This is a genomic window from Curtobacterium sp. MCBD17_013, assembly GCF_003234565.1.
In the GTDB taxonomy this organism is placed as follows: Bacteria; Actinomycetota; Actinomycetes; order Actinomycetales; family Microbacteriaceae; genus Curtobacterium.
Genome location: NZ_QKTU01000006.1, coordinates 137624 through 151653 on the forward strand (window position 1 = coordinate 137624; position 14030 = coordinate 151653).

Annotated in this window: 13 protein-coding genes; 5 read left to right on the plus strand and 8 right to left on the minus strand. The window is 71.7% G+C overall.

Features of this window, described 5'->3' with window-relative positions; translation table 11 throughout:
• Positions 1-88: 88 nt before the first annotated feature.
• The gene (locus DEI81_RS08945; RefSeq protein WP_111010359.1) at positions 89-739 is read left to right on the plus strand and encodes an HAD hydrolase-like protein; all 651 of its coding nucleotides are present in this window, start codon (positions 89-91) and stop codon (positions 737-739) included.
• The gene (locus tag DEI81_RS08950; protein ID WP_111010360.1) at positions 739-1983 is read left to right on the plus strand and encodes a CynX/NimT family MFS transporter; all 1245 of its coding nucleotides are present in this window, start codon (positions 739-741) and stop codon (positions 1981-1983) included. The genes DEI81_RS08945 and DEI81_RS08950 overlap by 1 nt, the downstream gene beginning before the upstream one ends.
• A 613-nt stretch (positions 1984-2596) precedes the next feature.
• Here DEI81_RS08950 and DEI81_RS08960 read toward each other — a convergent pair.
• A complete protein-coding gene (locus DEI81_RS08960; RefSeq protein ID WP_111010362.1) occupies positions 2597-3466 on the minus strand; it encodes an SDR family oxidoreductase in 870 nt (289 codons plus the stop codon).
• Positions 3467-3498: 32 nt separating this feature from the next.
• Positions 3499-4155 carry a nucleoside/nucleotide kinase family protein gene (locus DEI81_RS08965; RefSeq protein ID WP_111010405.1) on the minus strand — a complete coding sequence of 219 codons (657 nt, stop codon included), beginning with the start codon at positions 4153-4155 and terminating at the stop codon, positions 3499-3501.
• A gap of 82 nt (positions 4156-4237) precedes the next feature.
• Between DEI81_RS08965 and DEI81_RS08970 the strand changes: the two genes are divergently transcribed.
• From DEI81_RS08970 to DEI81_RS08980, 3 genes are all read left to right on the plus strand, one after another.
• Positions 4238-4609 carry a VOC family protein gene (locus DEI81_RS08970; RefSeq protein ID WP_111010363.1) on the plus strand — a complete coding sequence of 124 codons (372 nt, stop codon included), beginning with the start codon at positions 4238-4240 and terminating at the stop codon, positions 4607-4609.
• A 58-nt stretch (positions 4610-4667) separates the two neighbouring features.
• Complete coding sequence (locus tag DEI81_RS08975) at positions 4668-5168, plus strand: MarR family winged helix-turn-helix transcriptional regulator (RefSeq protein ID WP_181435359.1); 501 nt, start codon at positions 4668-4670, stop codon at positions 5166-5168.
• A 173-nt stretch (positions 5169-5341) separates the two neighbouring features.
• Complete coding sequence (locus tag DEI81_RS08980) at positions 5342-6304, plus strand: helix-turn-helix transcriptional regulator (RefSeq protein WP_111010365.1); 963 nt, start codon at positions 5342-5344, stop codon at positions 6302-6304.
• Between the two features lie 46 nt (positions 6305-6350).
• Here DEI81_RS08980 and DEI81_RS08985 read toward each other — a convergent pair whose 3' ends face one another.
• The 6 genes from DEI81_RS08985 to DEI81_RS09010 all read right to left on the minus strand — a co-directional run bounded on the left by DEI81_RS08985 (position 6351) and on the right by DEI81_RS09010 (position 13885).
• Positions 6351-8252 (minus strand): glycoside hydrolase family 2 TIM barrel-domain containing protein, encoded by a 1902-nt coding sequence (locus DEI81_RS08985; protein WP_111010366.1) that lies wholly within the window; start codon positions 8250-8252, stop codon positions 6351-6353.
• Positions 8249-9565 (minus strand): family 1 glycosylhydrolase, encoded by a 1317-nt coding sequence (locus tag DEI81_RS08990; RefSeq protein WP_111010367.1) that lies wholly within the window; start codon positions 9563-9565, stop codon positions 8249-8251. Before DEI81_RS08990 ends, DEI81_RS08985 begins: the two co-directional genes overlap by 4 nt.
• A complete protein-coding gene (locus DEI81_RS08995) occupies positions 9565-10497 on the minus strand; it encodes a carbohydrate ABC transporter permease (RefSeq protein WP_111010368.1) in 933 nt (310 codons plus the stop codon). Before DEI81_RS08995 ends, DEI81_RS08990 begins: the two co-directional genes overlap by 1 nt.
• Positions 10487-11458, minus strand: coding sequence for a carbohydrate ABC transporter permease (locus tag DEI81_RS09000; protein ID WP_220035657.1), 972 nt, complete (start codon positions 11456-11458; stop codon positions 10487-10489). The genes DEI81_RS08995 and DEI81_RS09000 overlap by 11 nt, the downstream gene beginning before the upstream one ends.
• On the minus strand, positions 11455-12717 hold the full coding sequence (locus DEI81_RS09005; RefSeq protein ID WP_111010369.1) for an ABC transporter substrate-binding protein: 1263 nt from the start codon (positions 12715-12717) through the stop codon (positions 11455-11457). Before DEI81_RS09005 ends, DEI81_RS09000 begins: the two co-directional genes overlap by 4 nt.
• 124 nt (positions 12718-12841) lie before the next feature.
• Positions 12842-13885, minus strand: coding sequence for a LacI family DNA-binding transcriptional regulator (locus DEI81_RS09010; protein WP_111010370.1), 1044 nt, complete (start codon positions 13883-13885; stop codon positions 12842-12844).
• Positions 13886-14030: the final 145 nt, after the last annotated feature.

The following is a 14030-nucleotide window of genomic DNA, read 5'->3' on the forward strand; positions in this document are numbered from 1 at the left end:
AGCGACGCGACGGGGTGGGGACGTGCCTCCCGGCCGGGAGGCCCCACCCACCACGGCCACGCAGCGCCCGTCCCATAGGCTGGAACCGATGTCCAGCCCGTTCTCCGCGATCCTGTTCGACCTCGACGGCACGATCTGCGACTCGGCGCCCGGGATCACGTCGAGCCTCACGTACACGTTCGAACGCATCGGGGTGCCGGTGCCGTCGCCCGCCACGCTCCTCAGCTTCGTGGGGCCGCCGATCCTCGACTCGTTCCGCAGCATGGGGATGGACGAGGACCAGGTCCAGCACACGCTGCAGGTCTACCGGGAGCACTACCTCGCCCACGGCACCCTCGACGCGCGGGTGTACCCGGGGATGCCCGAGGTCCTGCGGCGCGTGCGCGAGGCCGGCGTGCCGACCTCGACCGCGACGAGCAAGCCCGAGACCCCGGCGACCTACATCCTCGAGCACTTCGGGCTCCTGCCGTACCTCGACGTCGTGACGGGCGCGAGTGACGACGAGGTCCGCAGCGCCAAAGCCGACGTCGTCGCCGAGGCACTGCGCCGGCTCGCCGCGCGCGGGGTCGACGTGTCGCGGCCGGTCCTCGTCGGCGACCGGCACCACGACGTCGAGGGCGCCGCCGCCCACGGCGTCCCGGTCGTGTTCGCCGAGTGGGGGTACGGCTCCCCCGCCGAGGCCGCCGGCACGATCGCCCGGGCCGCCGAGCCGCTCGACCTGCTCCCCATCCTGCTGTGATGTCCGACCGCACCGGCGCCCGGGTCCGCGAGCGGGCCGCGTGGCTCGTGCCCGCGGCGATCGTGCTCATCGCGCTCAACCTGCGCGGTCCCGTCGTGGCGGTCGCCCCGGTCATCGGCGACGTCCGGCACGACCTCGGCCTGACCCCGACGGTCGCCGGGCTCCTCACGACGATCCCGGTGCTGTGCTTCGCGCTCGCGACCCCGCTGGCGTCGTGGGTGATCGCCCGGCTCGACCCGGAGCGTGCCGTGACGGCGTCGCTCGTCGGGGTGCTCGCCGGCACGCTCCTCCGTTCCGCCGGCACGTCGTGGGCCCTCGTCGCCGGGACGGCGCTCATCGGCATCGCGATCACGATCGGGAACGTCGTCGTGCCCGTCGTCATCCACCGCGACTCCTCACCCGAGCGCGTCGGCATCGTGACCGGCGTCTACACGTCGGCGCTCAACGTCGGGTCGATGATCACCTCGCTCGGCACGGCCCCCCTCGCCGCGGTCGTCGGCTGGCCCGTCGCGATCGCGATCTGGGGCGTGTTCGTGCTCATCGCGGCTGCCGCGTGGTCGCGCGCGGTCGGCGTTCGCGCCGCACTCCGAGGTCCGATCACCGCGAGCGCCGAGCCGCTCCCGGTCACCGGCCCGATCGACCAGGTCCTCGTCCCGGAGACCCAGCGGCACGCCACCGCACCAGCCCCGGCGCGGCGGCTCGTCACGTGGGGCCTCGTCCTGGCGTTCGCGGGTCAGGCGTTCTCGTACTACGCCCTGACCGCGTGGATCCCGACGCTCCTGCACGACGAGATCGGGTTCGACACGGCCTCGGCGGGCGCGAGCTCCTCGGTCTTCCAGATCCTCGCGGTCGTCGGGGCCCTCGGCGTCCCCGTGCTCGCGTCCCGCTGGCGGCCCCGCTCGATCATCGTGCTCGTCAGTCTGTTCTGGCTCGCGATGCCGCTCGGGCTGCTCCTCGCACCGCAGCTCTGGCTCCTCTGGTCGATCTGCGGCGGTGCCGCCCAGGGCGGTGGCATCACGGTCGTGTTCATCATCGTCGTGCGGCTCGTGACGACCGACGCCGACGCCCGCCGCATGTCCGCGCTGGTGCAGGGCGGCGGGTACCTGCTCGGCAGTGCGGGTCCGCTCGTCGCCGGGACGCTGCACGAGGTCTCGGGCGGCTGGACCGTGCCCCTGCTCGTCGTCGTCGGTGCGGTGCTCGTGCTCGGGGTGTCGGGGACCATCGCGGCCCGGAACGTCGACTAGCGAGGTCGGTCAGTTCCGCATGGACCACCCCGCCGAGTTCAGGGACACCAGACACGTCGACGACTGGCTCACCCTCGTGGCCGCCGGGCAAGCCGTCGGCATCACGACCGAAGCGACCCGGGCCCAACACCCACGAACCGGCGTGACCTTCCGGCTCGTCCGCGACGCACCACCAGTAGCAGTCAGTCTCGCCTGGCGCCACACCGCACCCCCGGCCGGCCTGGACCAGTTGACCGCCACCACGACACAACTCCTCCTGCTATGACCGCCCTACGCAACCCGGGGCTGGGTCAGCCTTTCGAATCTCGAGCATCGGCGTCCGCCTGCGACTCATGCGCGAGGTGGCCAAGCCGTGGGAGGGATTGTCGCAATAGCGATCGACTTCCGGTCGAACCACTGATCCTCGAGGAGGGCACACAGCTCGGGACCGACCTCGTCGCGCGGAGCAGTGAGGGCACGGTCTACGTCGTTCGCGCTCATCGGACCGAGCCTACGGCTTCAAGTAGGTTTCGAGTACCGGCCGGTCATGCCCTGTTGATAGTCGAAAAGGCCTGATGAGCCGGGGAGGTGGAACGGCACCGGGGAGAGCAGCATCTCTTTCGAGTGCGGGCGATCAGCCCGCCGCGAGCACCTCGCGCAGGGACATCGGGCGCCGCCCGGTCACCCGCTCGACGTCACCGCTGACGGCCGCGAGCGCACCCTCGGCGATCGCGGTGTACGTGCTCACCCAGGCGTCCGCCTGCCACGGAGCGGGGTCCCAGCGCGCCCGTGACGCGTACGCCTCGTCGAGCGTCTCGGGGTGGTAGGTCACTGTGCGGCCGCGGACGTCCGACACGATCGCCGCCGCCTCGGCCAGGGTGACGGCCTCGGGCCCGGTGAGCGCGTAGGTCGCTCCAGCGTGCTGGTCCGGGTCCAGGAGGACCGTGGTCGCGACCCGCGCGACGTCCGCGCGGGCGACCGCCGCCATCGCACCGTCCCCGGCCGGACCGCGGATGACGCCGTCCTCGCCGACGAGCTCCTCCACGAAGTCGAGGTAGAACGAGTCGCGGAGGAACGTCCACGTCATGCCCGACGCGCGGATCGCCTCCTCGGTGGCGTGGTGGTCGCGCCCGAGCGTGAAGGTGGCGTCGGGCGCCGCGCCGACGAACGACGTGTACACGACGTGGCGGACCCCGGCCCCGGCAGCGGCGCGGACGAAGGCGCGGTGCTGCTCGAGGCGGTCCTCCGCCTCGGCCGCCGAGACCATGAGCAGGACGTCGACACCGGCGAGCGCGGCACGAGCGGCGTCCGCGTCGGCGAAGGCGGCCACGGCGACCTCGGCTCCGGCGAGCCGGGGTGCCCGGGCTGGGTCGCGGACGACCGCGCGGAACGGTCGACCGCCAGCGGCGAGCGCCCGCGCGACGGCACCGCCGACGTGCCCGGTGGCACCGGTGACGGCGATGACGGGCTGGGGATCCGCCGCGGCGGGTGTCGTGTCGGACATGTGCCGGTCCTCCCGGTCGGGTGCGGTGGGGGTCAGGTGGTGACGACGAGGTCGGCGCGGTCCGCCGTCGGTTCGATGCGCCGGGCGTTCGCGCCGTCGACCTCGGTCGCCCAGGCCCGGGCCGCCGCGTGGTCGCGGCCGTGCCGCATGTGGCGTCCGACGAGCCGGTCGATCCGGACGGCGTCGTCGGTCCGGCAGAACCAGGTCTCGGTCAGGAGGCCCGGCAGTAGTGCCCACGGCTCGTCCCGGTCGAGCAGGTAGTTGCCCTCGGTGACCACGAGTCGCACGGCGCGTGGCACGGCGATGCTGCCCGCCACGGGCTCGTCGACCCGCCGGTCGAAGTCGGGCGCCCACGTGACGTCCTCGCCGGCGGCGACGAGCCGGCGCACGAGCGCGACGTAGCCGGCGGCGTCGAAGGTGTCGATCGCGCCCTTCCGGTCGGACCGACCGAGGGCGGCGAGCGCGGCGTTCGCCAGGTGGAACCCGTCCATGGGCACCTGGACGGCGACGCCCGGCCCGTGCGCCGCGGTGACGGCGGCGACCACACGGCGCGCGAGGGTCGACTTGCCGGAGCCGGGGCTGCCCGCGATGCCGAGCACGGCCCTCCCGGTGGGCGGAGGGTCGGCGACGAGCGTGAGGGCCCGCTCCACGGCGGCCGCGACGTCGACGGAGGCGGGGGTGGGCGGCATGTCGCAAGTCTCCCACCCGACGGTCCGGATGCCAGGGTGCGGGGTCTGGTGCTCCGGCACGGTCGGAGGGACACTGTCGGCCATGATCGATGCGACGAGGGCGTTCAGCGGGTTCTCGGTGCGGGACACCGCCGAGGCGCGGGCGTTCTACGAGGACGTGCTGGGACTGTCGGTGCACGAGGCGAACGGCATGCTCATGCTCGAGGTCGGCGGCGGGACGCCCGTGCTCGTGTACCCGAAGGGCGACGCGCACGAGCCGGCGTCGTTCACGGTCCTCAACTTCCCGGTGCCGGACGTCCCCGCGACGGTCGCGGACCTGACGGAGCGCGGCGTGGTGTTCGAGCAGTACGAGGGGCTGACGGACGATTCGGGGGTGAACCGCCACGGCGGGCCGCTGATCGCCTGGTTCACGGACCCGTCGGGCAACGTCATGAGCGTGGTGGAGGACAGCTGAGCGCATCGACGGTCGCGGTGGCAAACTGTTCGCAGATCGAACGACCCCGGGGAGCATCGTGTCCGAGCCGACCGCCGACGACGACCGCACGCGTCGTGAGGACGAACGCATCGACGAGGCGATCGACGTCGTGGCGGCGTTGACCCGCGTGGAGGCGGCGGATGCGGCGCTCCGTTCACGGCTCCGCGCGCGGCTCGGTGTCGGTGGCACGGACCTCGTCGTCCTCCAGTTCATCGCGCGGGCCGAGGCGGTCGGTCGTGCCGTCCGCGTCAAGGACCTCACGCAGCACGTCGGCATGACGAGCGCCGCGACGAGCGTCATCCTCGAGCGCCTGGAGGCTCGCGGCCACGTGCTCCGTGAGGTCGATCCGACGGACCGCCGCAGCAAGTTGATCTGCCTGTCCGACACGACGAAGACCGCGATGCGGGAGGCGGTCGGGGGGACGCAGGAGGCGTTGCGCGTGGTGCTCGACGAGGTGGGCCCGCGGGACCGCAAGCGGTTGGTGGGCCTGCTCGACCGGGTCGTGCGGGCGCTGGAACTCGGCGTGCCCCAGGGCTGATCCGGAGGCGCGGGCCACCGCAGAACGAGCGGGGCACCGCGGTCGGATTGTCCAATTTTCTTTGCTTTTCCTCCTCCTTCCGCCTATCCTCGTCACTGCGCGGTCTCCCCGACTCGTCGCCCTGCGTCGAGGACCGACGGACGCCCGCGAGCGGCGAGGACACCACGGGAGCGATGGACACCACGACCGGTGCAGCGGCCACTCCCATCCGAATCGAGGCCCACGGCCTCGACGCCGATCAGGCCATGGACGACCTGCCCCGGCTCTACGCCGGCGCGGCCTGGTCCTCGGCACCGACGCGGGCGACGCCCTACCGCTACCGCTACGCCGCGATGGGCGACACGGACCTGACACTCCGGACCTCGCGCATGCACGGCGAGATCCAGGGCGACGTCCCGCCGGGCGGCGACTACGTCGTGCAGTGGCTGACGGCAGGGCGGTCGACGGTCGACCTCGGCCACGACGACCTGCGCATGGTCCCCGGGCGGCCGCTGCTGTTCCCGGCGCACCGGTCCTTCGTGTTCCGGTTCACGGACTACGACCAGAAGCTCGTGCACCTGGGGCGTGACCACGTCGACCGCATCGCCCGCGAGCAGGGCCTCGCCGGCGAGGACCTGCGGTTCGACCACACGGCCGCCCCCACCGACGCCGCGGTCCGCAGCTGGCAGGGCACCGTGGGACTCGTGTCGAACACCATGCGCTCCGGCCCGGTCAGTCCCCTGCTGTGGGACGAACTCACGCGGATGACGGCGATCGCGTTCCTCGGGCTCTACCCGCCCCTCGCCGACGCCCTGCCGTCCGCGGTGCTCCTGCCGCGGAACGCACGGATCCGGGCCGCGGTGGAGTACGTGCAGGCCCATGTGCACGAGCCGATCGGCACCACCGAGATCGCGGCCGCGGCGCACCTCAGCGTGCGGGCGTTGCAGGAGGGCTTCCAGCGCGTGCTCGACACCACACCGCTCGGGTACCTACGGCAGGCCCGCCTCGACCGCGTCCACGCGGAGTTGCAACAGGGCGTACCGGGGACGACCGTCGCCGGGGTCGCGCAGGCGTGGGGCTTCACGCACCTCGGACGGTTCGCGGGGGCGTACCGCGCGCGGTTCGGGGAGCATCCCCGCGCCACGCTGCGCGGTTGAGCCGGGAGGGACGGGGCGGGACCCGCCACGTCCCTCCCGGCCGCGATCAGTCGCGTCCGGCGACGGCGCGGCGGATCCGCTCGATCGGCACCTTCGGCTCGCGCTCGGCGGTGAGCAGCCCGTTCGTCTCCTGCAGCGTGTCCGTGAACTGCGTGTAGCAGGACCCGGCGAGGAACGAACTGGCGCGGATGCCGTCGTACAGCGCGGTGATCCGGTCGACGTAGTCGTCGCCGTCCACCGCGACGGAGTACCCCCAGGCGTCGTCGCGGTCGGCACCCGGCTGGTAGTTGACCCCGCCGAACTCCGTGAGCATGACCGGCTGGCCGTGGTCCTCGGCGTCGCCGACCAGGATCCGCCGGCCGGCCGGGCCCATCCCGGCGAGCAAGCGGGTACGGGCGGCGTCGTCGGCGTAGGTCGCGGCGAGGACCTCGCCCGAGGCCTCGTAGTCGTGCACGCTGAGGATGTCCGACGCGGCGTGCTCCCAGCCGTCGTTCGAGATCACGGGCCGTGACGGGTCGAGCGCCCGCGTGACGTCGGCGAGCGCCCGGGCGTACGCCTGCTGGGCCGGTTCGTGCGCGATGTGCTGCACGCCCCAGCTCTCGTTCGCCGGCACCCACGTCACGATGCACGGGTGGGACACGTCGCGCTCGACGGCGTCCATCCACTCCCGCATGAGCCGCTGCACCGCCGTCGGGGTGAACGCGTACGCACCCGGCGCCTCGCCCCAGACCAGGAGTCCGAGGCGGTCCGCCCAGAACAGGAACCGCGGGTCCTCGATCTTCTGGTGGATCCGGGTCGCGGTGAACCCGAGCTCCTTGATGAGCTCGACCTCACGACGGAACGCGGCCGGGCTCGGCGCGGTGAGGTTCGAATCCGGCCAGTAGCCCTGGTTGAGGACGCTCCGGACGTCGTACGGGCGGTCGTTGAGCAGGAACGCCCCCCGGTCGACCGCGACCGACCGGAACCCGAGGTACGACGCGACGACGTCCCCGGACCCGTCGGGGTGCCCGAGCACGACGGTGGCGTCGATGAGCCGCGGGGTCTCCGGCGTCCACACGATCTCGTCGTACGCCTGCCCGTTCGTCTGCCGCGCGACGGGGACGACGACGTCCACGGTCGTGGCGCCCGCCGGCACGACGACGGAGGCGCTGCCGAGGTCCTCGTCACCGTCCTCGTGGCGGAGCGACACCGACAGTGTCGTGTCCGCGGTCACCCGACCGGCGATCCGGACCGTGCCCCGGACCACCGAGCCGGGGAACTCGGTCTCCCACCGGAGCGCCGCGACCGACACCGGGGGGACCGCCTCGAGCCACACGGTCTGCCAGATCCCCGTGGTGCGCCGATACCAGATCACGTGGGGGTGCTCGTGCCAGTCCTGCTTGCCGCGGGGCTGCGTGACGTCGTGCGGGTCGTCCTCGGCGCGGACGACCAGGGTGTGCGTGGTGTCGGTGCCGGCGTCGACGTCCGTGCTGGCGTCGAGCACGTGCGTCACGTCGAACGAGAACGGCGTGTGCCCGCCCTCGTGCTCGCCGAGGCGCACCCCGTCCAGCCACACCGTCGCGCGGTAGTCGACCGCACCGAAGTGCAGGAGCACCCGGGACGCGTCGGCCGAGCGCCCGGCACGCTCGAGGTCCTCGGCCGAGATGCTGCGCGCGTACCAGACCACGGGGTGGAATCCCGGCTCGTCGATGCCCGACGCGACTGACTCGGGCGGGAACGGCACCGTGATCGTGCGGTCCGTCGCCCCGTGCTCCGGCCGGAAGCCCGCCGACCAGCCCGCGCCCAGGCCCTCGTCGCCGTCGTCGTGGCGGAACGACCACGGCCCGTCGAGGTCGGCCCAGGCCGGACGGACGAGTTGCGGCCGGGGGTGGGTACCGTCCTGGCGGCTCGCCGGTTCGGGGACGGACAGGGTCCGGGGAGCGGCTTCCTCGCCGCGCAGCGTCGTCATGGCGTCCAGTCTGCCGCAGCCGTTACAACGTTGTACAGACGGTTGGCCGGCGCGCCGGTCTCGGTCCCGAACGCCGCTGCCGCCCCGGTCGGGACGCGCTGCAGGGAGCCGTCCGCCTGCTCCTCGAGCCGGACCAGCCCCATGCGGCGCAGCGACGGGGTCTTGCGCCCGCCGACGACCCGGGCGGCCACGACCTCGTCGGGAACCGCGAACTCCTCGACGTTCCGACCGCCGGACGCGTACGACCAGTCGACGAAGTCGAACAGGGGCCACCAGGTGTACCCGCGCAGGTCCATGCCGCCCGCCACGAGTTCCTGGACCGCGTGGACCGAGTCGCGCACCCAGGCCGTCCGGACCTCGTCCGTGCCCTCGATGCTCGTCTCCGTGACCATCATGGGCAGGCCGTAGCGCGCCTCGAACCCGCGCAGGCTCGTGACGAGCCCGTCGGTCCAGCGGTCCGTCGCGATCTGCACCACGTCGGTGCCGTCGGCGACGAGGGTCCGCGGGGACAGGTCGGGGTAGTAGTTGACGCCGAGCACGTCGATGCGTGCCGGGTCGGCCCGGAGACGCGCGAGCTGCTCCGGTGCGGCGCCGTGCTCGAGCAGCCACCCGTGCATGGGGTGCTGCACGCCGACCAGCCCGAGCACCAGATCCGTCGGCACGGTGCCGATCGCGGTCAGGTGCTCGGCCTCGCCCGCGAGCGCGGGGTCGTCCGTGGCGAACAGGGACGACGCCTCGACGTGCACGATGACCGCGCCCGGGTTGGCCGCCCGGATCGCCGCGACGGACCGGGTGATCCCCTCGGCCAGCGCGAGCGTCACACGCACCCAGCCGTCCCAGCCGGTGAGCGCCGGCGGCCACACGCCGCGGAGGCCGCAGAACGACGCCGTCGTGACGGGTTCGTTCAAGGGTGTGACGTGGTCGACCAACCCGCGGTAGCGCGCCGCGAACGCACCCGCGAACGCCGCGACGACGTCGGGGTAGCGCGGGTCGGCGAACGAGCCGTCGAGCCAGGTCGGCGTGCCGTAGTGCACGAGATCGGCGATCACCGTCAGCCCGAGCTCCTCGACCGCGAACCGGAGCCGCTCGTCGAGGGTGCTCCAGTCGTAGGTGTCCGGCGCGGTGTGCACGAGCGGCCAGTTCACGCCGTACCGGACCGCCCCCGCGCCGAGGTCGCGCGCGGCGGTGAGGTCCGCGCGCCAGTGCTCGGTGTGCTCCGTCAGGTCGTACTCGTCGAGCGGCGCCATCGCGAAGTGCGCCGGCGGGTGGACCGAGGTGTCCTCGATCCCGAGGACCCAGGTGAAGTCGCCCATCACTTCAGTCCACTCGTCGCGACGCCGGCCACGAAGTACTTCTGTGCGAAGAAGAACGCGATCGCGATCGGGACCAGCGAGATGGTCGCACCGGCGAGCAGGATCGCGTGGTCGGTCACGTGCTGGCCGCCGAACAGCGTCAGGCCGGCCGGCAGGGTGAGCATGTCGTTCGACGTCGTGACGACGAGCGGCCAGAGCAGGTCGTTCCACAGGTTCATCCCGTTGAGCACGGCGACGGTGGCGATCGCCGGTTTGGCGAGCGGGAGCACGACCTGCCAGTAGATCCGCCAGTGCCCGGCGCCGTCGATGCGCGCCGCCTCGTCGAGCTCCGGCGGGATGCTGACGAAGAACTGCCGGAACAGGAAGATGCCGAACGCGCTCGTCGCCCGCGAAACGATGAGCCCCTGGTAGGTGTTCAGCCAGCCGAAGTGGAACAGCTCGACGAACACGGGGATCAGGGTCACCTGGAACGGCACCATGAGGGTCGCGATGACGATGACGAACGCGACGTTCCGACCGACGAACCGCATCCGCGCCAGGGCGTAGGCGCACATCGAGTCGAACAGCAGGGTCAGCGCCGTCGTCACGCCCGCGAACACGAACGTGTTGACGAGCAGCCGGACGAACGACAGCTGCTGCCAGACGCCGACGTACCCGTGCATGGTGATGCTCGTCGGGAACAGGCTCGCGGGGTTGTGGAACAGGTCGCTCTCGCTCCGGAACGACCCGGAGACCATCCAGATGAAGGGCACGAGCGCGAACACGACCCCGACGCCGAGGTAGACCCACTTGAGCACGTCCACCGTGCGCACGGCGGGCCGCGGCCCGTGCTGCCTGCGCTGCGTGGGCGTGGACCGGTCGCCGCGGTCGTCGCCGCCGCGTGACGAACGGGAGGTCCGGGGCACGTCCGCCACGGAGGTGTCAGTCGACATCGTTGTACCTGAACAATCTGAGCTGGACGAGCGAGATGAGCATGATGATCGCGAACAGCACCCACGAGATCGCAGACGCGTACCCGGTCTGGTAGTCGACGAACCCGTCGCGGTAGAGCAGGTTGACCAGCGAGTCGGTGTGGAACACCGGGCCGCCGCCGGTCATGACGTAGACGAGGTCGAAGACCTGGAACGACTGGATGGTCAGGATCATCGAGGTGAACAGCAGCGTGGGCCGGATGCTCGGGATCGTGATCGACCACACCGTGGCCCACCGGCCGGCGCCGTCGAGCTGGGCCGCCTCGTACCGCTCGCCGGGGACGCCCTTGAGGCCCGCGACGAACAGGATCATGGCGAAGCCGACGCTCTTCCAGACCGACACGAAGATCACCGTCGGCAGGGCGAGGGTCGTCGACTGGAGCCACCCGATCGAGGGCAGACCGAGCGCCGCGGTGAGGCCGCCGACGAGCCCGATGTCCGGGTCGAGCAGGAACTTCCAGACCAGGCCGATCGTGACGAGCGAGACGATCGTCGGGAAGAAGAAGATCGATCGGACGATGCGCGTCGCGATCCCCTCGCCCTGGAGCGCCAGGGCCGACAGGAACCCGAACACGAGCAGGAGCACGACGGACACGATCGTGAACTCGAGCGTCACGCCGAGCGCGTTCCAGAACTGGTGGTCGTGGAACAGCTTGACGTAGTTGCCGAACCCGACGAACGGCTCCGTGCTCGCCCCGACGGTCCAGTCGAAGAAGCTGTAGTACAGCGACCGGAAGATCGGGAAGATCACGAACACGCCCAGGATCAGCAGGCTCGGCGCCATGAAGAGCCAGGCCGGCTGGAACCGGAACCGACGAGCGGTCGCGCGCCGGCCCTCCCCACCGCTGCGCGACCCTGGGGTGGTGCCGGCCCCGTCGCGCGTGCTGCGCGACGGGACCCGCTCCGAGGTGTGGCTGGTCACTGCGAGCAGCCCGTGAGGCCGTCGATCGTCTGCGCGGCGTCCTTGGTCGCACTCGCGACCGAGGTCCCGCGCGTGATCTTGCCGATGAGCGGCACGTAGCCGTCCGAGTCGACCTTGGTCGCCTGGGGGACGTGCGGCAGGTACAGGCGGGCGTTGCCGACCTGCGACGCGAACACCGACACCGTCGGGTCGGCCGTGAGCTTGGCGTCGTCGGTCATGTCGGTGCGCAGCGGCGGGAACCCGGTCTTCAGCGAGAACTTCTCCTGCGTCGACTTGCTCGTCCAGTAGGCGAGGAACTCCTGCGCCTGCTTCGGGTACTTCGTCTTGGCCGACACCGACAGCGGCGCGGTCGACCCGAGCGTGACGGACGTGCCGTCGACCCCGGTCGGGATGGTCGCGATCCCGAGGTCGACGCCCGCGCTCTTGTAACCCGGCGCGGCCCACGGCCCGTTGATCTCCATGGCGGCCTTGCCCGCGGAGAACAGGGAGTCGGCCTCGGCACCCGTCTGCCCCACCGGGCTCACCTTGTCCTTCGCCACGAGGTCGGCCCACGTGGACAGGCTCTTCTGGCCGGCGCTCGTCTGCAGCACCGAGCAGCCCTTGCCGTTGACGATGTCGCCGCCCTCGAGCCACTGCAGGACGGGCCACATCTGGATCGTCTGGTTGTCCGCGAGCGAGATGCCGTAGTGGCCACCGGTCGTCAGCTTCTTCGCGTCCTGCGCGAGCTCGTCGATGGTCTTCGGCGGGTTCGTGATGCCGGCCTGCTGGAACAGCTTCTTGTTGTAGTACAGGCTCAGCGTCGCGAAGTTCGCGGGGATCCCGTAGAGCTTGCCCTTGTACGTGAACTCCTTGACGGTGCCGGGCGCGAGCTTCGACGTGTTGATCTGGTCCTTGCCACTGCCGGTGTCCGTCAGGGCGAGCACCGAGTTCGTCTTGACGTACTGCGCGACCGCGTTCGGGTCGCTCGACACCGCGGCGATGTCCGGACCCTGCCCGGTCAACCATGCCGACGGGAGCTTCTGCTGGATGGTGTCCCAGGGCTGCACGGTCATCTGGACCTTGATGTCCGGGTGGGACGCCTCGAAGTCCTTGACGATCTGCGCGTACCCGGGGCGGTCTCCACCCGTGAACCCGGTCCAGACCTTGAGGGTGACCGGTCCGCTCGCCGACGACGATGACGACGTCGAACAGCCGGACAGGGCCAGGGCCACAGCGGCGGCTCCGGCGGCGACGGCGAGGGCCGTGTTGCGCTTCTTCATGGAACGCTCCTTTGCGTTGTGGACCGTCCTCGGGAGGGGACGGCACGGAGGTGGGATGTGATGGTGGGCAGGGGAACGGGTCTGAGGGGGACGGGGTCCGGCGACGTGCCGGTGGTCGGGCGGTTCAGTCCTCGGCGCGGTGCTCCGGGCCGCAGCCGCACGACTCGCGGACCACGATCGACACCGGGAGTTCGCGGTGGGTCGGACCGTCGCTCGTGCCGTCGACGAGGTCGAACAGCCGCTCCGTGGCCAGACGGGCCATCTCCTCGGCGGGGACCCGGACGGTCGTGATCGCGGGCGTGGTGACACGGGCGAGACCGAAGTCGTCGAACCCGACCACGGACACGGCTCCCGGCACGTCGACGCCGGCCGCGCGGAGCACCCGCATGCCGCCGGTCGCCATGTCGTCGTTCGCGAAGACGACGCCGTCGAACTCCGTGCCCGCGTCGAGCAGGGTCCGGATCGCGTCGGCACCGGACTCCTCGCCGAGGTCCCCCTCGACCACGAGCGCGTCGACCTCGACGCCGTGGACGCGGACGGCGGCGAGGAACCCCTCGCGTCGGTCGAGTCCGGTCTGGTGGTCGAGTGTGCCCGTGACGTGGACGAGCCGGCGGCGCCCGTGTGCGTCGATGAGGTGCTCGGTGATCCGCCGCGTCGCAGCGACGTCGTCGATCCCGACGCTGGCCGCATCGGGCAGGGACGGCGCGTTGCCGATGAGCACGACCGGGAGGCCCGACGCGACGAGCCGCTCCATGTTCCGGTCGTCGATGGCCGCGCTGGTGACGATCACGCCGTCGGCGCTCCGCGAGCGCATGACGCGCTCGTAGGCGGCCACGCCACCCTCCTCGTCCGCGTTGGTCGAGACGATCACCTGCGCGTCGTGCGCGCTGGCGGCCCGGGACATGCCGGTGAGCACGTGCATGAAGTACATGTGCCCGAACACGTGGTGCGAGCTGTTCGGGACGACGAGGGCCACGGCGCCGGCCCGCTGGTTCCGGAGCGCGCGTCCGGCGGAACTCGGCACGTACCCCAGCTCGTCAGCGGCGCGACGCACGGCGTCCCGGGTGGCGGCGCTGATGCGCTCGTGACCGGACAGCGCCATCGAGGCGGCGGCAGCGGTCACGCCGACGCGCTGCGCGACGTCCTTGAGCGTCACGGACTTCGCCATCAGTGCCTCCTCGCACGGCTGCTGGTCGGGCTGCTTTATCGATTAACCGCCCCGACTCCTGGAACTGTAGCGCTGCTTTATCGATTCAACAAGCCCGCCCCGCGGATCGCGAGCCGGCTCGACACACCTGTGGCGTGCCTCCCGG